This window comes from Tumebacillus algifaecis (assembly GCF_002243515.1).
Taxonomy (GTDB): domain Bacteria; phylum Bacillota; class Bacilli; order Tumebacillales; family Tumebacillaceae; genus Tumebacillus_A; species Tumebacillus_A algifaecis.
This window is the reverse complement of record NZ_CP022657.1, coordinates 2,834,192-2,856,404: the sequence shown is the minus strand read 5'-3', so window position 1 is coordinate 2,856,404 and position 22,213 is coordinate 2,834,192. Positions and strand designations below refer to the sequence as shown.

The window sequence follows — 22,213 nt, the reverse complement described above, 5'->3', positions numbered from 1 at the left end:
GGGGTTTTCCCATTATGAGTCTTGTGGATATGAATGGGCAAAGTCTCTCTTTTTTATGCGAACGTTTGGGGATTAAGGAAGAAGCGATCGTGAAGGAGCTTGCTCACGGACAGTTGGCAGGGCGTGCGGTTGTGAATAAAAAAGAGCGTTCTGTCACCGCTAAAGTACAGTTGCCACAGCGTATTCCGGTCGCGGCTTATGCACGGGTGCAAGAGGCGTTTCAATCGTACTTTGCGGGTGTGGCACAACAAGTGAACTTGCGTTTTGAGTATACAAGCGAAGAGACGGATGTGCTGGAGCGCGTCCGTGACTACTGGGCGCTGGCTGTCGATCAGGTGCTCGGTGAAGACATTTCTTTAAAAGCGGAACTCAAAGAAGCGGCGCGTCTGTTGCTCGACGAACGCGCGATTCGCGTACCGATCACATCTGACGTTGTGGTTAGTCGCATCAAACAAAAGCAGTACGATGAGCGCTTGGCCCATTGGTTGAAAGAACATCTCAGCCTGCCGTTGATCATCCAACTGTACACGGACGAAAGCAAGCGCACAGAAGCGTTTGAAAATTTCCGTTCCCTCGTCGAGGAACAAGATCGCATCGAGGGACAGAAAGCGGCCGTAGCAGCCGAGGAAGAGAAGCGTCAGGAAGCACAGAAAGGCAGCAAAACGGACGGTGCGCCTCCGGAAAAAATCGAACTGGGCTATCCGATCGACGACGAGCCGACCCGTTTGAAAGAAATTCAGGATGAAATGCGCCGCGTGACGGTGATCGGGCGGATCTTTGCTGTGGAAACCCGTGAACTTGCTTCGGGGCGCACATTGTATACATTTAACATCACCGACAATACAGACTCGATCTCCTGTAAAACGTTTGCCAAAGGTGATAAGCAGGTGGATGTGCTCAAACTGCTCAAAGACGGCATGTACTTAAAAGTACGCGGTACCGTGCAGTTCGACACATTTGCCAAAGAACTGGTCTTGATGATTCAAGACCTGGTTGAACAACCGAAACCAACGCGAAAAGATACACGGGAGAAAAAGCGGGTCGAACTGCATCTGCATACGCCGATGTCTTCGCTCGACGGCATCTCATCGGTGAAAGATTTGTACGGACAAGCTGCCAAATGGGGACACACGGCGATTGCGGTTACCGACCACGGTGTCGTGCAGTCGTTCCCGGAAGCATACAGTGTCGCGAAGAAAAACAACATGAAGTGTCTGCTTGGACTTGAAGCGTATGTGGTCGATGATGGGGCGGCGATCGTGCTCCAGTTAAAGGACGGTACCGACGTGGCGATCGATGCGAACACCGAATGGGTCGTGTTCGACACCGAGACCACCGGTCTCAACGCAGTCGAAAACACACTGATTGAAATTGCTGCTGTCAAGATGAAGGGTCTGGAGATCATGAGCGAATGGACGGAGTTGATCGACCCGGAAGTTCCGATCTCCGCTAAGATCACCGAACTGACCCGAATCACCAACGATATGGTCAAAGGCAAACGCAAGCTTAATGAAGTGCTGCCCGATTTTCGGGCATTTGTCGGGGATGCTGTGATGGTCGCGCACAACGCTGAGTTTGACCTGGGATTTTTGAAAGCCAGCGCCAAGCGCATTGGTATGGAGCCGTGGAAAAACGTGGTGCTCGATACTTTAGCGCTCGCACGCAAGATCTACCCGCATGAGAAGAACTATCGTCTTGGGACGCTTGCGAAGAAATTCGATGTCGATCTTGTCAACGCGCACCGTGCGCTTGACGATACGGTGGCACTGGCTAAAATTTTCCAATTCATTCTCAAAGATCTGGAAGAGAAAGCCTACACGAGTCTGTCGCGGTTGAACCAAAACGACGGACAGGTCGATTACAGCCGCATTCGTCCCTTCCATGCCACAATCCTTGTGCAAAATAAGGTGGGTTTGAAGAATTTGTACAAGATTGTGTCAGAGGCGCACACCAAATACTTCTTCCGCGTGCCGCGCGTACCGCGCAGTTTGCTCACCAAGTACCGAGAGGGTTTGCTGATCGGCTCGGCCTGTCAGCAAGGGGAAGTGTTCGACTCGATCTTGCGCGGGAAGACGGAAGAAGAATTGAAGGGAGTCGCGGAGTTCTACGATTATTTGGAGATTCAGCCGCTGTTACACTACAAGCCGCTGTTGCGCAACGAGTCGATCTCGTCGTTGGAGTCAGTCAAAGAATACCAGCAGATGATCATCAGAGTTGGCAAGGAACTGGGCAAGCCGGTTGTTGCGACAGGCGATGTGCATTTCCTGAATCCAGAAGATGCGATCTACCGCGACGTCTTTTTGCAGGCGACAAACGATTCGAATGCGGGGGATCAGCCACCGCTACACTTCATGAGCACCGATGAGATGTTGGCAGCGTTCGACTACCTCGGGCCGGATTTGGCCGAAGAGGTGGTCGTCACCAACACCAACCTTGTCGCCGATCTGATCGAGGATGTCTCTCCTGTTCCAGATCAACTGTACACCCCGAAGATCGAAGGCGCAGAAGACGATATGCGCGACATGTGTTACGACAAAGCACGCCGTCTCTATGGCGAGACATTGCCGAAGATCGTGGAAGAGCGTTTGGAAAAAGAGTTGACGTCGATCATCAAACATGGATTTGCAGTCATCTACCTCATCTCGCATAAGATCGTAAAAAAATCGCTCGATGATGGCTATCTCGTCGGCTCGCGCGGTTCGGTCGGCTCCTCTTTTGTGGCGACGATGTCTGACATCACAGAGGTCAACCCGCTGCCGCCGCACTATCGCTGTGCATCTTGCCAGCACAGTGAATTTATCGCGGACGGTTCGGTCGGTTCGGGTTTTGACTTGCCAGATAAGAACTGCCCGGAGTGCGGAGAGGTGCTAGAAAAAGACGGACATGACATCCCGTTTGAAACGTTCCTTGGTTTTAAAGGGGATAAGGTGCCTGATATCGATTTGAACTTCTCCGGGGATTACCAAGCGCGGGCGCACGCCTACACCAAAGTATTGTTCGGGGAAGAGTATGTCTATCGTGCAGGTACGATTGCAACCGTTGCGGAAAAAACGGCGTTCGGTTATGTCAAGAAGTATGCGGAGGAAAAAGGATGGACGCTGCGCAATGCGGAGATGGCACGCATGGTGCAGGGATGTACTGGTATCAAGCGCACCACAGGTCAACATCCAGGCGGAATTCTCGTCGTACCTGATTATATGGACGTCTATGATTTCAGTCCGATCCAGTTTCCGGCAGATGATAAAAACGCCGAGTGGAAAACTTCACACTTTGATTTCCATTCGATTCATGACAACCTGCTAAAACTTGATATTCTGGGGCACGATGATCCAACGGTCATCCGCATGCTTCAAGACTTGACAGGTCTTGATCCGAAAAAGATTCCGACCGATGACCCGAAGGTTATGTCGCTCTTTGCTGGCACCGAAGCGCTGACGATCGATGCGGAGCAACCGGTCACGCCACAGCGCATCCGCTCCAAGACAGGCACCTACGGTATTCCGGAATTCGGTACCAAGTTTGTTCGTCAGATGCTCGAAGATACCAAGCCGAGCACATTCTCCGAGCTTTTGCAGATTTCAGGTCTGTCGCACGGGACGGACGTCTGGCTGAACAATGCGCAGTCCCTGATTCAAAAAGGCGTTTGCAAACTGAAAGATGTCATCGGTTGCCGCGATGACATCATGGTCTACCTGATCTACGCCGGACTTGAACCTTCATTCGCCTTTAAAATCATGGAGAGCGTGCGCAAAGGTAAGGGTCTGACGCCGGAGATGGAAGAAGAGATGAAGAAGCACAAAGTGCCGGACTGGTACATTTGGTCTTGCAAGCAGATCAAGTACATGTTCCCGAAGGCGCATGCTACCGCTTACGTCTTGATGGCGGTGCGGATCGCTTACTTTAAAGTCCACTATCCGTTGGAATTTTATGCTACGTATTTCTCCGTACGCGCCGACGATTTTGACCTCGAAGTGATGAGCAAGGGATACGACGCGATCGTGGCGAAGATCGAAGAAATCGAAGCGAAAGGTTTTCAGGCCGCCCCGAAGGAAAAAGCGTTGCACACAGTCCTTGAGATGGCCTGCGAAATGACGGCGCGTGGCTATCAGTTCTTGCCCCTCGATCTGTACAAGTCGGATGCGACCCGTTTTCAGGTTGTGAAGGAAGAAAATGGACTGCGTCCGCCGTTTGGTGCACTGGCTGGCTGTGGCGAATCGGCAGCACGATCGATTGCGGATGCGGCGAAGATCGGTGAGTTTTTGTCCGTTCAGGATTTGCAGGAAAAATCACGCGTTTCTAAGACGGTCATCGAACTGCTCGAATCGCATGGATGCTTGCTAGGACTGCCTGAGAGCAACCAGCTCTCCCTGTTTTAGTCTTGCGTGGGAATGTTGTTCATGCTATAATTTGTATGGCTATGATGTGGAATACTGTACATGACAAGAGTGGGGAAACCCACTCTTTCGGTTTATCTGGGTGTTTCGCGAGGTGTATACGTTGGAAATACTATTCCCATACACGACATCTGCTCTGATTTTGAAGGAGGGATAGCATGACAAAGCGTAAAGTAACAGAAATCGTAGAAGAACTCGCAACCCCCATCGTCGAGGGTGAAGGTCTCGAACTTGTCGACGTTGAGTATAAAAAGGAAGGTGCCAACTGGTTCCTTCGTGTATTTATCGACAAGCCAGAGGGCGTAGACATTGATGATTGCGGCCGAGTCAGCGAAAAGCTGTCCGATTTGTTGGATGAAGTCGATCCGATTCCGACCAGTTACTTCTTGGAAGTTTCCAGTCCGGGTGCAGAGCGACCGCTGAAAAAGCCCGCCGATTATGAACGGGCGATCGGCAAGCATGTTTACATAACGACGTACGAACCGATTGATGGACAGAAAACGTTCGAGGGTGTGCTGGAAGCGTATGACGGCGAACAATTAACCGTTCGTGAATCGAAAGCGACGAAAACGCTAAAGCATGAGGCAATCGCGTCGGCTCGCTTGGCCGTCGCTTTCTAATACGGCCACTCTCGAAAGGAGGAGAGACCATTCTATGAATACAGAGTTTATCGATGCATTAGAGCAGATCGAACGCGAAAAGGGTATTTCGAAAGACCTTTTGATTGAAGCGATCGAAGCTGCACTCATCTCAGGTTACAAGCGCAACTTTAACTCCGCACAAAACGTGCGCGTCGATGTGAGCCGTCATACCGGAGTGGTCAAAGTCTATGCGCGCAAAACGGTGGTCGAGGAACCTACCGACCCGCGACTTGAAATTTCGCTTGATGCTGCCGAACAGATCGACCCCGGCTTCCAGATTGGCGACATCGCCGAGATCGAAGTCACCCCGCGAGACTTTGGGCGCATCGCAGCACAGACTGCAAAGCAAGTTGTTACACAGCGCATCCGTGAAGCGGAACGCGGCATGATTTACAATACGTTTGTTGACCGCGAGTATGACATCGTAACGGGTGTCGTACAACGTCAGGACAACCGTTTTTATTACGTGGATCTCGGCAAAGTCGAAGCGGTTCTGCCTTTGACCGAAGTGATGCCGACAGAAAAATTTACGCATAACGACCGTGTGAAAGCTTACATCACCAAGGTCGAGAAGACGACAAAAGGTCCACAAATCATGTTGTCCCGTACGCATCCTGGCCTGCTCAAACGTCTGTTTGAACTGGAAGTTCCCGAGATCTACGAGGGCGTGGTCGAACTGAAATCGGTTGCTCGTGAAGCGGGGTATCGTTCCAAGATCGCCGTGTTTTCTCGCAACCCAGAAGTCGATCCTGTTGGCTCTTGCGTAGGTCCTCGCGGGATGCGGGTTCAGGCGATTGTCAATGAACTAAAAGGTGAGAAGATCGACATTGTCAAATGGAGCGACGATCCGAAAGAATTGGTGGCGAACGCCCTGTCTCCTTCGAAAGTCGTCTCTGTTGAGACTGATGAAGAAAACAAAGTGGCGCGCGTTGTCGTGCCGGACTACCAATTGTCGCTGGCGATCGGCAAGGAAGGTCAAAATGCACGACTTGCCGCTAAGCTTACCAATTGGAAGATCGACATCAAGAGCGAATCGCAAGCAGGAGAAGACGGCGACGTGCTCCCACAGGATGCCGTGTCTTCTGACCAGGAAGATTATGCGAATACTTCGTATGGCGCAGATGAAGTGGATGCCGGAGAAGTACGCGATTAGGGAAAAGGAGGGGATCACCTTTGCAGAAAAAGATCCCTCTTCGCAAGTGCGTAGGTTGTCAGGAGATGAAACAAAAGCGTGAGTTGATTCGTATCGTCTCCAACCAAGCGCTCAATACGGTAGAGCTCGATGCGACAGGCAAGAAAGCCGGTCGCGGGGCCTACATCTGTCGCAAAGTAGATTGCTTAACAACGGCAAGAAAGAAAAAAGCGTTGGAGCGTTCGCTGAAAACTTCCGTTTCAGAAGAGATCTACGACTCTTTGACCAAGGAGCTTGCCTTGGTGGATGAGGTGGGCCCTGATGAGTGAAACGAAAGTATATAACTTGTTGGGATTGGCAATGCGCGCAGGCTGTCTTACTGCAGGTAATGATGCGTGTATGACCAATGTGCGATCCGGTAAAGCGACCCTGGCCGTCGTTGCAACTGATACGGGTGGAAATGCCAAGAAGAAATATACGGACAAGTGCAAGAGCTACGGGGTTCCTCTCGTAGAGTTTGGCACGAAGGACAGCCTTGGACACGCGGTGGGGAAAGCACAAAACGCAATCCTCGTCATCACAGACCGCGGCTTCGCACACCGGATTTTGCAATTGACAAGGGAGAATATCGGGGGTGAAGCGCATTGAGCAAGTTGAGAATCTACGAATACGCAAAACAACAGAGCATGACGAGCAAAGAGATCATCACCATCTTAAATCGCGAAAATGTGCCCGTGACCAATCACATGAGCGTGATGGATCAAGAGATGATCACGAAAGTAGAACAGCATGTCAAAGCTGTTAAAGCAAAAGCAGATCAACACAAAGGGGAAGCATCCTCAATAAAAAATGGAGAACGGAGAAATCAGGGATATATGGCGAATGAGAATTCTAAAGAAAACCCGTCAGCACAGTCTTCTCAGGCGAATCCTGAGAACGAAAAAGACTACGATAATCTTGTAAGTGATCGCGTGGCTGCTCAGCCGCGCAATGAACGCATTCCGAAAAAACCAGTTCCGAACAAACCTGCTGGTGCGAAACCGAGCACTGGCGGTAGCACAACCGGCAGCACAGCCAACCGTTCGGGCGGAACTGGCGGCAATCGCCCAGGCGCTGGCGGAGGCAACCGCGGACCGAGCAACAACAACCGTGGCGGAAACAACAATCGCGGTGGCAATAACAACAACCGTGGCGGCAATAACAACAATCGCGGTGGAAACAACAACCGTGGTGGCAATCGTGGAGGCAACCAGCAAGGCGGACACCGTCCGAATGCGCCGAAACAGCCGGATTTCCCGATAAAAATCGAACTGATCGAGCCGTTGACCGTCAAGGATTTCGCAAAGCTGCTCAAGCGCGAACCGTCTGAGATCATCAAAAAACTGCTCTTTTTGGGCATCATGGCGACGATCAACAACGAAATTGAAGTTGATGCAATGACGTTGGTTGCAGAAGACTTTGGCATCGAAGTTGAGATCAAAGAGCCGGTCGATGAAGAAGCGGTAGACATGCTTGTCGAAGAAGAGAAAGCGGAAGACCTGAGCGAACGTTGCCCGATCGTTACGATCATGGGTCACGTTGACCACGGGAAAACCACGTTGCTCGATGCGATTCGTTCCACGAACGTCACAGCATCGGAAGCAGGCGGCATCACGCAACATATCGGTGCTTACCAAGTCGAGATCAAAGGGAAGAAGATCACCTTCCTCGACACTCCGGGTCACGCAGCGTTCACCACGATGCGTGCACGCGGTGCGCAAGTCACCGACATCACGATCCTTGTGGTCGCAGCGGATGACGGCGTTATGCCGCAGACGGTCGAAGCGATCAACCATGCGAAAGCGGCAAACGTTCCGATCATCGTCGCTGTCAACAAGATGGACAAAGAGTCTGCCAACCCGGACCGCGTGAAACAAGAGCTGACCGAATACGGTCTTGTTGCGGAAGAATGGGGTGGTGACACGATCTTCGTTCCGGTGTCCGCACTGAAGCGCGATGGCTTAGAAGACATCTTGGAGATGATCCTGCTGGTGTCCGAAGTTCAGGAACTGAAAGCCAACCCTGATGGTCGCCCGCGCGGCACCGTTATCGAGGCAGAACTGGACAAAGGTCGCGGACCGGTGGCAACGGTACTCGTACAAAACGGCACGTTGCGCGTCGGTGATGTAGTAGTAGCTGGCACGACCTACGGGAAGGTGCGGGCGATGGTCAACGACCGCGGTCGCCGCATCAAAGAAGCAGGTCCGTCGATGCCGGTTGAAATCCTCGGTCTCTCCGATGTTCCGAGTGCTGGTGACCTGTTCGTCGTCTACGATGATGAGCGCAAAGCAAGCAAATTGGTTGACAAACGGGTCAGCAAAGTCCGTCAAGAGGCGATCGGTTCGAACTCTCGCGTCACGCTGGACGATCTGTTCAAACAGATCAAAGAAGGCGAGATCAAAGAGCTGAATGTCATCTTGAAAGCGGACGTGCAAGGTACTGTTGAAGCATTGCGCGGCTCGCTTGAGAAGATCGATGTCGAAGGAGTCCGCGTTCGCGTCGTTCACCAAGGCGCTGGTGCGATCAACGAATCTGACATCCTTTTGGCAGCCGCTTCCAACGCGATCGTCATCGGCTTCAACGTCCGCCCGCAGCCGCAGGCAGAAAAGATGGCCGAATCGGAAAAAGTGGATGTTCGCCTATACCGCGTCATTTACAATGCGATCGAAGAAATCGAAGCGGCACTCAAAGGGATGCTCGATCCAGAGTATAAAGAGGTTGTCCTTGGCCGTGCTGAAGTCCGCCAGACCTTTAAGGTTTCCAAAGTGGGCACGATCGCAGGTTGCTACGTCACCGAGGGCAAACTGGTTCGCAATGCAGAACTGCGCGTGATCCGTGACGGCATCGTCATTTTCGAAGGCGTGTTTGACTCGCTCAAGCGCTTTAAAGATGATGCGAAAGAGGTAGCGACCGGCTTTGAATGCGGTGTGACGATCGAGAAGTTTAACGACCTCAAGGAAGGCGATATTGTCGAAGCCTTCCATATGGAACAAGTAAAAATCGTATAAAGACGACAGGAGTTGGGTTTCGCGCGGCCATCGCATTGCTTTGGCCGATGCGGGGCGCAACTCCGTCATCTATACATAGGCTGTTCACTCTATCAGGATGAGGTGACCATTCATGGCAAAACTCAGAGTAAGCCGTGTGGGAGAACAGATCAAGAAAGAGATCGTTGACATCGTACGCACCGAGGTCAAAGACCCGCGCGTCGGCTTTGTAACGATCACCGAAGTAGAAGCATCGGGCGATCTGCAGCACGCAACCGTTTACGTATCGGTATTAGGGGATGAGGAGCAGCGCAAAGGCACGATGGAAGCGTTGCACAAGGCGTCAGGATTTATCCGCGCAGAGCTGGGACGACGTGTCCGCCTACGCCGTACGCCTGAACTTCATTTCAAATTAGACACTTCGCTTGATTACTCCACCCGCATCGGTAAAGTACTGCGGGACATCAAGGAAGGTGATAAGCAGGATGAGCCTCAAGCTTAATCTGAAACCGGAATATAAGTCGGCGGCAGATTTTTTTCGAAATCATGACAACCTGCTTTTGCTCGTGCATGAAAAACCGGATGGTGACGCGCTCGGTTCAGTTTTGGGCGCAGCGCACCTTTTGCAATCGCTTGGCAAGACGGTGACATTGGTTAATGATGACCCGATTCCCGATAAATTTCGCTTCTTGCCGATGGCCGATCGTTTTCTTTTGCCAGAAGAAGTCGAGGGGACTTTTGCCAACGTGATCGCCTTTGATTGCGGCGACCGCAAGCGTTTGGGACGTTCGCAAGGGCTGATTGCAGCCGATGCCAATCTGCTCAACGTTGACCATCATGTGACCAACGATCATTTTGGAACGGAGAACATTGTCGATCTCGAGGCGGCGGCCACCTGTCAGATCGTTTTCAAGATTGCACAAGAGCTTCGCATCGAACTCGATTTGGATACAGCTACCTGCTTGTATACTGGCTTGGTCACCGACACAGGCGGGTTCCGTTACTCCAATACGACAGAAGAAGTGCTCTTGATCGCAGCCCATCTGTTGACTGCAGGCGTCTCGCCTTATCAGATCGTCGATCGTGTGATGGAGACGTTGACCTGGCCGCAGGTGCAGTTGATTCGCACCGTGCTCGACACGCTCGACCGTGATGAGAGCGGGATGATCTCTTGGGTGACGATCACTCGCGACATGTTGGAGCGCGCTGGCGGTTGTGACGAAGATGTCGAAGGGTTGGTCAACTACCCGCGGAACGTGGAAGGCGTAGAAGTTGGCATTTCGTTTCGGGAAAGTGTTCCAGGCAAGGTGAAAGTGAGTTTTCGTTCCAAATATGTGGTCGATGTCGGCGCGATCGCATTAGAATTTGGCGGCGGCGGTCACGCGCGTGCGGCCGGTTGTACCGTTGATGGCGATGTGGACACGGTCAAAGATCGTGTGCTGGCTCGAGTGCGGGAAGTGGTCACCGCAGTTGACACGAAACCGGAGGCAACACAATGATGCACGGAATTCTCGTCATCAATAAACCGGCGGGGATGACGTCCCATCAGGTCGTGGGGCGGGCGAGGCGGATCTTGGGCATCAAGAAGATCGGTCATACCGGGACGCTTGATCCAGATGTGCAAGGTGTGTTGCCGATCTGTATCGGGATGGCGACGCGCGTGGCCGAGTATCTTCTCGACCAGACCAAAGCATATCGTGGAGAGGTGACGTTTGGTCTCTCCACCACGACGCAGGACGCGTCTGGCGAGCCGATCGAGGCGGTTGATGAAGTATTGCTGACTGCAGAGCAGGTACGCGACGCTTTTGCTGCTTTTCTTGGTCCGATCATGCAGCGTCCACCTGCATATTCGGCGATCAAGATCGACGGTAAGCGGGCGTATGATTTGGCCCGAAAAGGGGCTGATGTGGAGATTCCGCCACGCGAAGTCACCCTTTACAAATTGGAGATAGAAGAGATGCAACTTGACCTACCAAGGCCCAAGGTGCGTTTTTACGTCGAGTGCTCAAAAGGGACCTACGTGCGTACACTCTGTCATGATCTTGGTGTGCGGCTCGGAGTTCCAGCGCACATGTCCAGTTTGCTGCGTACTAAATCGGGACCGTTCGATCTGTCACAGGCGCTTACGTTCGAAGAGATCGAAGAGCATGTGAAAAATGGAACGATAGAAGAAGTGCTCTTGCCGATGCAGGCCGCACTTCCACATCTGCCGCAAAACGTCATTCCGGAAGTATTGGAGCGCCGTGTAGATAATGGCAGAGAGTTGACGATCAAACGCCAGATTCCGGGTGCGACAGTCGGGTCGCTTCTGCGAATCGAAAGCCGCACTGGGAAATTGCTGGCTTTGTATCGCGTTACAGACGTGTTGGACGGAGAGTTGCACACGTTGCCGGAAAAGGTGTTTAAAGAGTAGGGGTGAACCTCGTGGAGATCATTCAAATCACCGATCTTCTGGACGGGAATGGGAGTGCGGCGTTTCGTCCGACTGTCATGGCATTGGGGAATTTTGACGGGTTGCATATCGGACACCAGCAACTGATCGCACGGGCCAGAGCGCTCGCCGAAACGACCGGCGTGCCGGTGAGTGTGCTAACGTTCTCTCCGCACCCCCGCCAAGTGCTAGGCAAAGGGGGCTACACGCATCTGCTCACTCCATCTGATGAAAAGATGCGCGTCATGCAGGAACTTGGCGTTGACATCGTCTATGTCGTCCATTTTTCGCTCGATTTTGCGGCGCTTTCTGCGGAGGACTTCGTGTTTCGATTCTTAGGTGCGCTATTGCCGCAGACGGTGGTCGTCGGTTTTGACTATGCGTTTGGACGCGGCGGCAAGTCGGACACGTCGCAGTTGAAACTGCTCGCCGAGCAGATCGGGATTGACGTAGAGATTGTCGGGGCGGTCAGCGCTTACGGAGATAAGATATCCTCCACCTTGATTCGCGAAAAGCTTTCCTATGGCGATGTGCGTTTGGTGCAGGAATTGCTCGGACGACCGTATTCGATCAGCGGCACTGTGATGCACGGTGAAAAGCGAGGTCGCTTGCTCGGTTTCCCGACGGCGAACGTCGAGCCGAACGATCCGTATACCTTGCCGAAGAACGGGGTTTATCTGGTGCGTGTTTTGGTTCAACAGACATGGAATGCTGCCGTGCTGAACATCGGCACGAAACCAACTTTTCACGACGATCATCGCCGCACGTTAGAAGCACATCTGCTCGATTTTGAAGGCGATTTGTATGGGCAGACGCTACGCATCCAGTTACTCGACTTCCTGCGTGATGAAAAGAAGTTCTTCTCAGTAGACGAATTGATCGGACAAATCCACGCCGATGTTTTGGAGGCCAAGACACGGTTGCATACGTTTTCCGGCATATCGTACTAGTTTGTTTGCATACATTTACAGCACATAGGCTGGTATTGTGGAACTTGTCCTGCTATGATATACTACCTTAGTGGTTCTTACTGACATTCCAACGATCCTGGCTCCGGCTCTATTCCTGAGCGAGGAGATGGATGAGCGTGAGATACCCGCATGTCGATGAACGTGATATACGTCTGATGGAAATGTGTCGCGAAGTTGCCCGCATCTGCATCAGCGATGAGTTTAAGCGACTTAACCGTGACCTTGCGAAGTTTTATCGCAAGAGCGGTATGAAAGACGCATTTCTACTCGCATTTCAAGATTCGCTCTTCTCTATGTATACGGAGATGGACGATGACCACCAGCTCTCGATTGAGTATAACTGAGTATGCGAGTCATCGTCACCGATCACGCCAGACAACGGTTGTTTGAAGAACGGCAACGAGGTATTCGCATTGAGGATATTTCGAAAGCAGCACGGCTGATCCCGGGACTTGTCCCGATCGCCACACGTTTTCGAGGGTTTGTATCCTTAGGCGGGAGGGCGTTTGATATTGTGGCGAAAGATATTGCGCAGGGAAGACTTGTCATCACGGTAATCGGCAAATGACTACAACCATGAGCGCGGATTGTCCGAGCACACCGACGGCATTCTGGGCCTTGGGGATAACTTAATGGAGGTGTATTGAGATGGCATTGTCTCAAGACGCAAAAAACCAACTGATCGAATCTTTTAAAGTACACGAGACCGATACTGGGTCCCCGGAAGTACAAATCGCAATCCTCACCAACAAAATCAACTACCTGAACAACCACCTGCGCACGCACAAGAAGGATCACCATTCCCGTCGCGGCCTGCTGAAAATGGTTGGTCATCGCCGTAACCTGTTGAACTACCTGCGTAACAAGGACATCAACCGTTATCGCGAAGTTATTGGTAAACTCGGTCTGCGTAAGTAAGCAGAACAAAGAAGCGGGAAGTAATTTCCCGCTTCTTCTTTGTATGGGCATGATTTTTCTTCCATGAAGAAGGAAATACTGTCCACAGGTGCGAATTACTTAGAGGTTGTGGGTCTAGAATCTTCACATCTCTTTTTCATGAATACATAGTCTATCAGGCAAAACGCCAAAAGGAGGCAGTTTTACTTCTATGCATAGAACGTTTACTACTACACTCGGCGGCCGTACGCTGACAATCGAAACGGGCAAACTCGCGAAACAGGCGAGCGGCTCGGTGATGGTAAGCTACGGTGAAACGGTAATTCTCTGTACCGTTACCGCATCGAAAGAACCTAAAGATCTTGACTTTTTCCCGCTCACCGTTAACTACGAGGAGCGTTTGTATGCGGCTGGTAAGATCCCAGGCGGCTTTATTAAACGTGAAGGTCGCCCGTCCGAAAAAGCGATCTTGGCGAGCCGTTTGATCGACCGTCCGGTTCGTCCGCTGTTCCCGGAAGGCTTCCGTAACGATATTCAAATCGTAGACATCGTCATGTCGGTCGATCAGGACTGCGCACCGGAAATTGCAGCGATGATCGGTACTTCTGCTGCCCTGATGTTGTCCGACGTGCCGTTTGAAGGCCCGATTGCTGGCGTCATCGTAGGTCGTGTCGATGGTCAATTGGTGATCAACCCAACCGTCGCACAAACTGAACAATCGGACTTGCATCTCGTGGTCGCAGGAACAAAAGATGCGATCAACATGGTAGAGGCGGGCGCGAAATTCGTTTCGGAACAGGATATGATTGAAGCGATCATGTTCGGCCACGATGCGATCAAAGAACTGATCGCTTTCCAGGAGCAAATGATCGAAGAGATCCAACCTGTGAAAATGGAAGTTGTACTGCATGAAGTTGATGCAGAGATCAATGCAAAAGTTCGTGCGCTGGCGACCGATAAATTGAAGGAAGCAATCCGCACATTCGATAAGCATGAGCGCGAAGCGAACATTTCGGCTGTGAAGGAAGATGTGCGCTCAGCCATGCTCGAAACGTTGGGTGAAGCTGAATATCAAGATAAGCAAAAAGATATCGGCGAAGTACTCTATGACATCGTCAAAGAACAGGTTCGCTACTCGATCGTTCACGAAGGCATTCGTCCGGATGGACGTGCAGTTGATGAGGTGCGCCCGGTTTCGACCGAAGTTTCCCTGCTGCCGCGCGTGCATGGCTCGGGTCTCTTTACACGCGGTCAAACGCAAGCGTTGTCCGTCTGTACGCTTGGCGCACTCGGCGATGCTCAGACGATCGACGGCCTTGGCCTCGAAGAAGAGAAGCGCTTTATGCACCATTACAACTTCCCGCCGTTCTCCGTTGGCGAAGCGCGTCCATTGCGCGCGCCATCCCGCCGCGACATCGGTCATGGAGCGCTTGGCGAACGTGCGATTGAACCGATCATTCCGAATGAAGAGGAGTTTCCGTATACGATCCGCCTCGTCTCCGAGGTTCTGGAATCGAATGGCTCCTCTTCGCAAGCATCGATCTGCGGCTCCATTCTCGCTCTGATGGACGCAGGCGTGCCGATCAAAGCGCCAGTTGCTGGTGTGGCGATGGGCCTGATCGCGGACGGGGATAAGATGGTCGTCCTCACCGACATCCAAGGGATGGAAGACCATCTCGGCGACATGGACTTCAAAGTCGCGGGTACAAGTGACGGGATCACCGCATTGCAAATGGACATCAAGATCAAAGGGATCAATCGTCAAGTGCTCGAACAAGCGTTGGAGCAGGCGAACCGCGGCCGCGCGCACATCATGGCAAAAATGATGGAAGCGATCGCAGAACCGCGTGCGGAACTTTCGCCGTATGCACCGCGCATCATTACAATGCGCATCAATCCAGACAAAATCCGCGATGTGATTGGACCGGGCGGTCGCGTGATCAACAAGATCATCGACGAGACGGGTGTCAAGATCGACATCGAGCAAGACGGCCGTGTCTTTATCGCGGCAACCGATGCACAAGCCGGCTATCGCGCGAAAGAGATCATTGAGAACATCGTCGCAGAAGTGGAAGCGGGCGCAACGTATAACGGTACGGTCACTCGCGTTGAGAAATATGGCGCGTTCGTTGAACTGTTGCCAGGCAAAGAAGGTCTTGTCCACATTTCGCAGTTGGGCGATGAGCGCGTAGCGAAGACGGAAGACGTGTGCAATGTTGGTGACAAGCTGATGGTCAAAGTCACTGAGATCGACTCGCAAGGCCGCGTCAATCTGTCCCACCGCGAAGCGCTGCGTGAACTGCGCGGCGAGCCGCCAACACCGCTGGAAGAAATTCAGCGTCAAGTCAAAGCTGCCCGTGAACGCACTGGCGGTCCAAGCCGCGGTGGTGACCGTGGCGGTGATCGCAACCGTGATCGCGATCGTGGTGAACGTCCGGCACGTCCGAGAACGTAGTGTGAATATCGTGTAAGTCAAAAAGAACAGAGCTGATGCTCTGTTCTTTTTTTTCACGGCGGGTCTAGCCTTTTCCGATTTTGCATACACTGCCAATGAGGTTAGGAGGACAACCAGATGAAAAAAATGACACATGCACGCAAATTTCATGCAGGAAAACTGTTGACTGCCTGTGCCGTTTGCTTGTTGATGTTTTCCGGAATTACCGATACGTTAGCGATCAACACCTATGTGCGCGACCTGAAAGGACTGGCAATTCCGGTTCAGACCTACCGTGTCGAACAGCCGGTCGTAGCACTGACCTTCGATGTATCAGAAGACAGCGACCAAGTGGCGCAAATATTGGTCAAACTGCGAGCTGAAAAAGCAAAAGCAACGTTTTTCTTGACCGGAGAATGGGTCGAGCGACATCAACATCTTGCCCGTGCGATCGTCCGTGAAGGACATGAGGTCGGACGCAGTTTGTATTCGTATCGCAAAGCTTCCGAGCTGACACAAGACGAACTCCGCATTGAACTGCAAAAGACCGATCAGGCATGGAGCGCGGCGAAATTGCCCAACGTTGATCTGTTTCGTGTGCCTTTTGGCGAAACGAAAGGACAAGTTGCCAAAGAGATTCGCGCCCGCCATGAGAACCTGATCGCGTGGTCGATCAGCGCGGTGCCGCTTTCACAGCAAGAGGCATCCGCAGTCTGGAGTGGACTCTCAGTCGGTCTGTCTGCCGGAGACATCGTAAGACTGCGAGCTGATCAGGTGACGGCAGACGGAATACCTGAAGTGCTGAAGCAGATTCGCGGGGCTGGGTTCGATGCAAAATCGATCTCCGCATTGCAAGCGGAGGTGCAGTGATGAAACGGCCGATTTACTTTTTGACACTAACCAAACGCCATCTTCTGCTCGGAATGGCGGCGTTTTTGTTTTTGGTGGCCGGACTTGTCATCGGCGGTCAGCAAAAGCAGTTGCCTGTGGTTGCCGCGATGTCTGGCATGAACGATGACGCCTTGAAAAAACGAATTGAACTGCTCGCCAAAGAGTATGACAAACAGCCGATCGACGCTGTGAACGACCGGGTTTGGCGCGGCATACCGGGGCTAAACGGCTTAAAGGTCGATGTGGAAGCGACCTATCGAAAGACCAAAGCGGAAGGCGGAGAGCGTATTGCGATCGTCGCGGAACAGCTACCGCCCAAGGTACATCTCAAAGACCTAGGTCCTGTTCCCATCTACAAGGGCAATGCTCAAAAAAAACAGATGGCCCTGATGATCAATGTCGCTTGGGGGACAGAATATTTACCAGACATGCTAGCCACTTTAGCGAAACATCAGGTAAAAGCCACTTTCTTCCTCGATGGCAGTTGGACCAAAAAGAACCCGGAGATGGCCAAGCAAATCGCGATGGCCGGCCATGAATTGGGCAATCATGCCTATTCGCATCCAGATATGTCGCGAATGGGCGTGTCCGATCAAGTACGCCAGATCACCCGTACGAACGCGGTGATTCAAGAGGCGACTGGGATCAGTCCCAAGTTGTTCGCACCGCCGTCCGGCGCCTATGCAGACTCCACGGTGGAGACCGCACACAGCCAAGGCATGCAAACGATTCTTTGGACGCTGGACACGGTGGACTGGAAAAAGCCACCGGCTGCCACGATCGTCGATCGGGTCACCTCGCGCGCGGAAAACGGAGCTTTGGTTCTGATGCATCCGACCGAACCAACTCGCGAGGCGTTGCGTACGATAGTAGCAACTCTCACCAAAAAAGGCTATGAACTTGTCACCGTTTCAGAACTGCTCGACGAGAAGCGTCCCGTGCCAAACCTGTAAAAGTGTTGATTGTGGCACAGAACCTGATTTTTTGCTATAGTTAAACCAGATTAAGCCATAGCGATTGATTGAGGTATGAAAGAGTCTCTCGTTGACAAGAGGAGGATGTTCTTGATTTATCGTGAAGTACTCCAAAACGGGATACGAGTGGTCATCGAAGAAATTCCATCGGTGCGCTCCGTATCGCTGGGGATTTGGGTGGGGGCAGGTTCCCGCGACGAAAATCCGCAGAATAACGGCGTTACCCATTTTATTGAACACATGATGTTTAAAGGAACGGACAACATCAACGCGCGCCAGATCGCAGAGCTGTTTGACGGCATCGGCGGTCAGGTGAATGCGTTTACGTCGAAGGAATACACATGCTACTACGCGAAAGTGTTGGACGAACACTTTGGACTGGCGCTGGCAACGCTTGGTGATATGCTGCTCAACTCCAAATTTGCGGAAGAGGAGCTGGCAAAAGAACGCCGCGTCGTGTTGGAAGAGATCAAGATGTATGAGGATGCCCCAGATGATTTGGTGCATGATATGATCGCCGAAGTAGTGTTTCAAAAGCATCCGCTCGGCTATAACATCCTTGGCACAGAAGCGAACCTGCATGCGTTTAAACCACAGGATCTCTTCGACTACATGAAAGAGAAATACACGACCGACAACATCGTCATTGCGATCGCTGGCAATGTACAACGCGATCATGCGGTCGCCTTGGCGAACGAGCTGTTTGGTCATATGCAGCCGTCTCGCATCTCCCGTCAGGACGAACAGGCTGTGTTCCACTCTGGTAAGGCGATACGGAATAAAAAGACGGAGCAGGCGCATATTGTGCTCGGGGCACCGGGTATCGCATATGACGATCCGATGATCTACCCGGTCATCTTGTTCAACAATGTGCTGGGCGGCTCGTCTTCTTCGCGACTTTTTCAAGAGATCCGCGAAGAGCGCGGTCTGGCCTACTCGATCTACAGCTACCACACCGCTTACAAGGACAGCGGCATGTTCGGCCTTTATGTCGGCACAGCGCCGGAGCGGGCTCAGCACGTGCTCGACCTGTGTGAAGAGGTGATGTCTGACATCGCACAAAAAGGGATCACCGCTGAGGAGTTGACCAAAGCGAAGGAGCAGGTCAAAGGCTCGCTGATGCTGTCTTTGGAAAGCACCTCCTCGCGCATGTCGAGACTTGGCAAAAACGAACTGCTGGGACGCCACGACTCGCTTGACGATTTGGTAGACAAGATCAAAAACGTGTCGCTCGATGAGATCAAAACGGCGGCAGGTGCGATCCTTGGTGGCAAATTCGCCATGACTGCCGTAGGTCCGCTCGACGATTTGCGTATGCCCGGCGAAACAAAATAGGCGTTGTGAAACAGGCACCTGATCGCATCAGGTGCTTTTTCTATTCTTCTAAGCATATGAGGTAACAACAAGACAGGAGGGATCTATGCGATGCGACTGAGTGATTTGGCTGGGAAAGAGTTGATCGATGTTCGGTCCGGTACTCGGATCGGCTTGTTAGGGAGCGCTGACCTGTATATCGATGAGGAGAGCGGATCGATCGATTCGATCGTGATCACCCAAGGTGGATTTTCATTTGGTAAGAAAAAAGAGCATACCGTCATTCCGTGGGCGGCGATTCATAAAATCGGTCCTGACATGATTTTGCTCGATTCCTCACAAGAAGCGCGCTACGGAAGTGTGGCGTTTGGAACTAGAGACTAGCCCAGCGCATAGGATATCTCACCTGCAACGACCCGCGCGGCACTGGAGATTCCCCGTTTTTTGTGCAGCGCAGTCTCAGGAAGAATTATCTGTGTGCCTTGAATTTTCTTCTGTTTCGCGTAAAATGTTGTGAAAGGGGTAACCGGAGCATGCTGACAGGGATCAAAATGGCGTTCGTCGGCGGCGACGCTCGCATGATTGAAGTGATCAAGTATGCGATCGAACTCGATGCGAGCATCGTTTTGATCGGCTTCGATCAACTTGAGACCCCCCTCGCAGATACGGTCAAGGCGGAACTCGCCCCTGACGTGTTCAGCGACGTAGACGCAATCGTGCTTCCCGTGACCGGAATGGATGACACAGGCAAAGTGGAGTCTCGTTTTTCTTCACAAGAACTTATGCTTGCTGAGGAGCATTTTGCAGCGTTGCAAAAGCATGTGCTCATCTTTACTGGCATCGCACGGAAGAGACTGACGGAGGTGTGTCAGAAAAAAGGTCTGCGCCTGATTCAATTGATGGAGCTTGACGAAATCGCAATCCGCAACTCCGTGCCTTCTGCCGAAGGGGCGATACAGATGGCGATGGAGAACACCGACATCACCATCCACGGTTCGCGCTCCGTAGTGCTCGGATATGGGCGCTGCGGTATCACCCTAGCCCGCATGCTGGAAGGCATCGGAGCAAATGTTTCAGTTTGCGCCAGAAAAGAAGCGGATCTCGCCCGCATTCAAGAGATGGGCTTGAAAGCATTTCCGCTGCACGAGATGGTGAAGGCGGTAAAAGATGCGGAATTGATCTTTAATACGATCCCGCATCAGGTGTTGACCGCAGAGGTGCTGACACGGGTGCCCAAAACCTGTGTGATCATCGACATCGCCTCGAAACCGGGCGGCACCGATTTTCGCTACGCAGAAAAACGGGGAATCAAAGCAATTCTTGCACCAGGTCTGCCGGGGATCGTTGCCCCAAAGACCGCAGGGCAGATTTTAGCACGCACGCTCTGTCGGATCCTTTGGGAACATGCGTAACCTGGAGGTATCTGATATGGAGTTGACAGGGAAAACGATCGGGTTTGGCCTCACGGGTTCACACTGTACGTACGCCGAAGTTCAGCCGCAGATGGAAGCGCTGATGCAAGCGGGAGCCCGCGTGGTTCCGATCCTTTCTTACACGGTCCAATCGACCAGCACCCGCTTCGCCGAAGCGGATGAATGGGTGTCAACAATTGAGAAGATCACAGGCGAGACGGCGATCAAGTCGATCCCGGAGGCAGAGCCGCTGGGTCCTTCCAAATTGCTCGACTGCATGTTGATCGCCCCCTGTACCGGAAACTCGCTGGCGAAATTGGCCAATGCGATGAATGAATCGCCGGTGCTGATGGCAGCCAAATCAACATTGCGCAATGACCGTCCTGTCGTCGTGTCGATCTCGACCAACGACGGATTGGGTCTCAATGCGATGAACATCGGGAAACTGCTCGTGACGAAAAACATCTTCTTTGTTCCGTTTGGGCAAGATGACCCTTGGAAGAAGATCAATTCGCTCGTCGCGCGCAATGAGCTGATCATCCCGACGATCGAGCACGCGCTTGAGAAAAAACAAATTCAGCCAATGATCGTAGAAAAGTGGCGAGATTTGCAAAAATAAACGGATAAGCTTACTTGACGAGGAGTTGGATGATCGAAATGGTAATAAAAGAACGCTACAATGTTGCAGTGGTTGGAGCCACAGGCGCAGTCGGTCAGAAAATGATTGAAACTCTGGAGAAACGGGATTTTCCCGTGGGCGAACTTCGCTTGCTCGCCTCTCCTCGTTCTGTTGGGCAGCAAGTGATGTTTAAAGGACAGACGTATAAGGTGGAAGAAGCCCGTCCGGAAGCGTTCGAAGGTATTGACTTCGCGCTGTTCGCGGCGGGCGGTTCCATCTCCGAAAAACTCGCTCCGGAAGCGGTAGAACGCGGGGCGGTCGTCATCGACAACACCAGCGTGTTTCGCATGGTGCCAGAAGTGCCGCTCGTCGTGCCCGAAGTAAACCCGCACGCGATCTCGCAGCACCAAGGCATCATCGCCAATCCGAACTGTTCGACGATTCAGATGGTCGTTGCCCTCAAACCGCTGTATGACGCATACGGCATTGAGCGCATCATCGTCTCGACCTATCAGGCGGTATCGGGAGCTGGGCAAAAAGGCGTTGATGACCTGCTCGATCAGACTCGTGCTGTGTTGAACGGGGAAGAAGTGGTCGGCACACATCTGCCGGTCGGCTCACAGCCGAAAAAACATCAGATGGCGTTCAATGCAATTCCTCAGATCGACGTGTTTGAAGAGAACGGATTCTCCAAAGAAGAGATGAAGATGGTCAACGAAACGCGCAAAATTTTCGGGGACCAGGAGATTCAAGTCACACCGACCGCCGTGCGGATTCCGGTGCTGTTTGGCCATGCGGAAGCGGTATACATCGAAACGGAAAAGTCGTTCGATCTGGAAGAAGTGCGTCAACTGCTGGAGCAGGCGCCGGGCATTACGGTGCTCGACAACTTAAAAGAGCAGGAGTACCCGATGCCTGCGATGGCAGAAGGCACACATGATGTTTATGTGGGGCGTATTCGCCGCGACCTGTTTCATCCGCGCGGCTTGAACTTGTGGGTAGTATCTGACAACGTGCTCAAAGGCGCGGCCTGGAACGCTGTGCAGATTGCCGAATATATGGTGAAATCCAAGTAGT

General features: G+C 52.4%; 21 protein-coding genes. All 21 read left to right on the top strand.

Going from position 1 to position 22,213, the window contains the following annotated elements; genetic code table 11:
- Nucleotides 1-14 precede the first annotated feature (14 nt).
- Nucleotides 15-4,376: a PolC-type DNA polymerase III gene (locus CIG75_RS11825; RefSeq protein ID WP_094236850.1), complete on the top strand. Its 4,362-nt coding sequence runs from the start codon at nucleotides 15-17 to the stop codon at nucleotides 4,374-4,376.
- Nucleotides 4,377-4,552: 176 nt separating this feature from the next.
- Nucleotides 4,553-5,014 (top strand): ribosome maturation factor RimP, encoded by a 462-nt coding sequence (gene rimP, locus CIG75_RS11820; RefSeq protein WP_094236849.1) that lies wholly within the window; start codon nucleotides 4,553-4,555, stop codon nucleotides 5,012-5,014.
- A 34-nt stretch (nucleotides 5,015-5,048) separates the two neighbouring features.
- On the top strand, nucleotides 5,049-6,188 hold the full coding sequence (gene nusA, locus CIG75_RS11815) for a transcription termination factor NusA (protein WP_094236848.1): 1,140 nt from the start codon (nucleotides 5,049-5,051) through the stop codon (nucleotides 6,186-6,188).
- Nucleotides 6,189-6,208: 20 nt separating this feature from the next.
- Complete coding sequence (gene rnpM, locus CIG75_RS11810; RefSeq protein WP_094236847.1) at nucleotides 6,209-6,496, top strand: RNase P modulator RnpM; 288 nt, start codon at nucleotides 6,209-6,211, stop codon at nucleotides 6,494-6,496.
- A complete protein-coding gene (locus CIG75_RS11805) occupies nucleotides 6,489-6,815 on the top strand; it encodes a L7Ae/L30e/S12e/Gadd45 family ribosomal protein (RefSeq protein ID WP_094236846.1) in 327 nt (108 codons plus the stop codon). Before rnpM ends, CIG75_RS11805 begins: the two co-directional genes overlap by 8 nt.
- 38 nt (nucleotides 6,816-6,853) lie before the next feature.
- Nucleotides 6,854-9,214, top strand: a complete 2,361-nt coding sequence (gene infB / locus CIG75_RS11800) for a translation initiation factor IF-2 (protein WP_407701290.1) — start codon at nucleotides 6,854-6,856, stop codon at nucleotides 9,212-9,214.
- Nucleotides 9,215-9,326: 112 nt separating this feature from the next.
- The gene (gene rbfA / locus CIG75_RS11795) at nucleotides 9,327-9,695 is read left to right on the top strand and encodes a 30S ribosome-binding factor RbfA (RefSeq protein ID WP_094236844.1); all 369 of its coding nucleotides are present in this window, start codon (nucleotides 9,327-9,329) and stop codon (nucleotides 9,693-9,695) included.
- Nucleotides 9,679-10,692, top strand: a complete 1,014-nt coding sequence (locus tag CIG75_RS11790) for a DHH family phosphoesterase (protein WP_094236843.1) — start codon at nucleotides 9,679-9,681, stop codon at nucleotides 10,690-10,692. The genes rbfA and CIG75_RS11790 overlap by 17 nt, the downstream gene beginning before the upstream one ends.
- On the top strand, nucleotides 10,689-11,606 hold the full coding sequence (gene truB, locus CIG75_RS11785; protein WP_094236842.1) for a tRNA pseudouridine(55) synthase TruB: 918 nt from the start codon (nucleotides 10,689-10,691) through the stop codon (nucleotides 11,604-11,606). Before CIG75_RS11790 ends, truB begins: the two co-directional genes overlap by 4 nt.
- 11 nt (nucleotides 11,607-11,617) lie before the next feature.
- Entirely contained in the window at nucleotides 11,618-12,574 is a 957-nt protein-coding gene (locus tag CIG75_RS11780) for a bifunctional riboflavin kinase/FAD synthetase (RefSeq protein WP_094236841.1), read from the top strand.
- 137 nt (nucleotides 12,575-12,711) lie between these two features.
- On the top strand, nucleotides 12,712-12,939 hold the full coding sequence (locus tag CIG75_RS11775) for a hypothetical protein (RefSeq protein WP_094236840.1): 228 nt from the start codon (nucleotides 12,712-12,714) through the stop codon (nucleotides 12,937-12,939).
- Between the two features lie 2 nt (nucleotides 12,940-12,941).
- The gene (locus tag CIG75_RS11770) at nucleotides 12,942-13,163 is read left to right on the top strand and encodes a hypothetical protein (RefSeq protein ID WP_094236839.1); all 222 of its coding nucleotides are present in this window, start codon (nucleotides 12,942-12,944) and stop codon (nucleotides 13,161-13,163) included.
- Nucleotides 13,164-13,243: 80 nt separating this feature from the next.
- Nucleotides 13,244-13,513, top strand: a complete 270-nt coding sequence (rpsO, locus tag CIG75_RS11765; RefSeq protein ID WP_094236838.1) for a 30S ribosomal protein S15 — start codon at nucleotides 13,244-13,246, stop codon at nucleotides 13,511-13,513.
- 190 nt (nucleotides 13,514-13,703) lie between these two features.
- Nucleotides 13,704-15,947: a polyribonucleotide nucleotidyltransferase gene (gene pnp, locus CIG75_RS11760; RefSeq protein WP_094236837.1), complete on the top strand. Its 2,244-nt coding sequence runs from the start codon at nucleotides 13,704-13,706 to the stop codon at nucleotides 15,945-15,947.
- A 117-nt stretch (nucleotides 15,948-16,064) separates the two neighbouring features.
- Nucleotides 16,065-16,796 (top strand): polysaccharide deacetylase family protein, encoded by a 732-nt coding sequence (locus CIG75_RS11755; RefSeq protein ID WP_094236836.1) that lies wholly within the window; start codon nucleotides 16,065-16,067, stop codon nucleotides 16,794-16,796.
- Nucleotides 16,796-17,770, top strand: coding sequence for a polysaccharide deacetylase family protein (locus CIG75_RS11750; RefSeq protein ID WP_094236835.1), 975 nt, complete (start codon nucleotides 16,796-16,798; stop codon nucleotides 17,768-17,770). Before CIG75_RS11755 ends, CIG75_RS11750 begins: the two co-directional genes overlap by 1 nt.
- 114 nt (nucleotides 17,771-17,884) lie before the next feature.
- Complete coding sequence (locus CIG75_RS11745; RefSeq protein WP_094238424.1) at nucleotides 17,885-19,126, top strand: M16 family metallopeptidase; 1,242 nt, start codon at nucleotides 17,885-17,887, stop codon at nucleotides 19,124-19,126.
- A gap of 90 nt (nucleotides 19,127-19,216) precedes the next feature.
- Nucleotides 19,217-19,489: a YlmC/YmxH family sporulation protein gene (locus CIG75_RS11740; RefSeq protein WP_094236834.1), complete on the top strand. Its 273-nt coding sequence runs from the start codon at nucleotides 19,217-19,219 to the stop codon at nucleotides 19,487-19,489.
- A 149-nt stretch (nucleotides 19,490-19,638) separates the two neighbouring features.
- Complete coding sequence (dpsA, locus tag CIG75_RS11735) at nucleotides 19,639-20,517, top strand: dipicolinate synthase subunit DpsA (RefSeq protein ID WP_094236833.1); 879 nt, start codon at nucleotides 19,639-19,641, stop codon at nucleotides 20,515-20,517.
- Nucleotides 20,518-20,533: 16 nt separating this feature from the next.
- Entirely contained in the window at nucleotides 20,534-21,136 is a 603-nt protein-coding gene (locus CIG75_RS11730) for a dipicolinate synthase subunit B (RefSeq protein ID WP_094236832.1), read from the top strand.
- Nucleotides 21,137-21,174: 38 nt separating this feature from the next.
- A complete protein-coding gene (locus CIG75_RS11725) occupies nucleotides 21,175-22,212 on the top strand; it encodes an aspartate-semialdehyde dehydrogenase (protein ID WP_094238423.1) in 1,038 nt (345 codons plus the stop codon).
- Nucleotide 22,213: the final 1 nt, after the last annotated feature.

Coding starts and splice junctions, on each gene's coding strand:
- dpsA (WP_094236833.1), top strand. CDS start 19,639: ATGCTGACAGGGATCAAAATGGCGTTCGTCGGCGGCGACGCTCGCATG.
- CIG75_RS11755 (WP_094236836.1), top strand. CDS start 16,065: ATGAAAAAAATGACACATGCACGCAAATTTCATGCAGGAAAACTGTTG.
- rbfA (WP_094236844.1), top strand. CDS start 9,327: ATGGCAAAACTCAGAGTAAGCCGTGTGGGAGAACAGATCAAGAAAGAG.
- CIG75_RS11750 (WP_094236835.1), top strand. CDS start 16,796: ATGAAACGGCCGATTTACTTTTTGACACTAACCAAACGCCATCTTCTG.
- CIG75_RS11740 (WP_094236834.1), top strand. CDS start 19,217: ATGCGACTGAGTGATTTGGCTGGGAAAGAGTTGATCGATGTTCGGTCC.
- pnp (WP_094236837.1), top strand. CDS start 13,704: ATGCATAGAACGTTTACTACTACACTCGGCGGCCGTACGCTGACAATC.
- CIG75_RS11825 (WP_094236850.1), top strand. CDS start 15: ATGAGTCTTGTGGATATGAATGGGCAAAGTCTCTCTTTTTTATGCGAA.
- rpsO (WP_094236838.1), top strand. CDS start 13,244: ATGGCATTGTCTCAAGACGCAAAAAACCAACTGATCGAATCTTTTAAA.
- CIG75_RS11725 (WP_094238423.1), top strand. CDS start 21,175: ATGGTAATAAAAGAACGCTACAATGTTGCAGTGGTTGGAGCCACAGGC.
- rimP (WP_094236849.1), top strand. CDS start 4,553: ATGACAAAGCGTAAAGTAACAGAAATCGTAGAAGAACTCGCAACCCCC.
- infB (WP_407701290.1), top strand. CDS start 6,854: ATGACGAGCAAAGAGATCATCACCATCTTAAATCGCGAAAATGTGCCC.
- nusA (WP_094236848.1), top strand. CDS start 5,049: ATGAATACAGAGTTTATCGATGCATTAGAGCAGATCGAACGCGAAAAG.
- CIG75_RS11790 (WP_094236843.1), top strand. CDS start 9,679: ATGAGCCTCAAGCTTAATCTGAAACCGGAATATAAGTCGGCGGCAGAT.
- truB (WP_094236842.1), top strand. CDS start 10,689: ATGATGCACGGAATTCTCGTCATCAATAAACCGGCGGGGATGACGTCC.
- CIG75_RS11770 (WP_094236839.1), top strand. CDS start 12,942: ATGCGAGTCATCGTCACCGATCACGCCAGACAACGGTTGTTTGAAGAA.
- CIG75_RS11730 (WP_094236832.1), top strand. CDS start 20,534: ATGGAGTTGACAGGGAAAACGATCGGGTTTGGCCTCACGGGTTCACAC.
- CIG75_RS11805 (WP_094236846.1), top strand. CDS start 6,489: ATGAGTGAAACGAAAGTATATAACTTGTTGGGATTGGCAATGCGCGCA.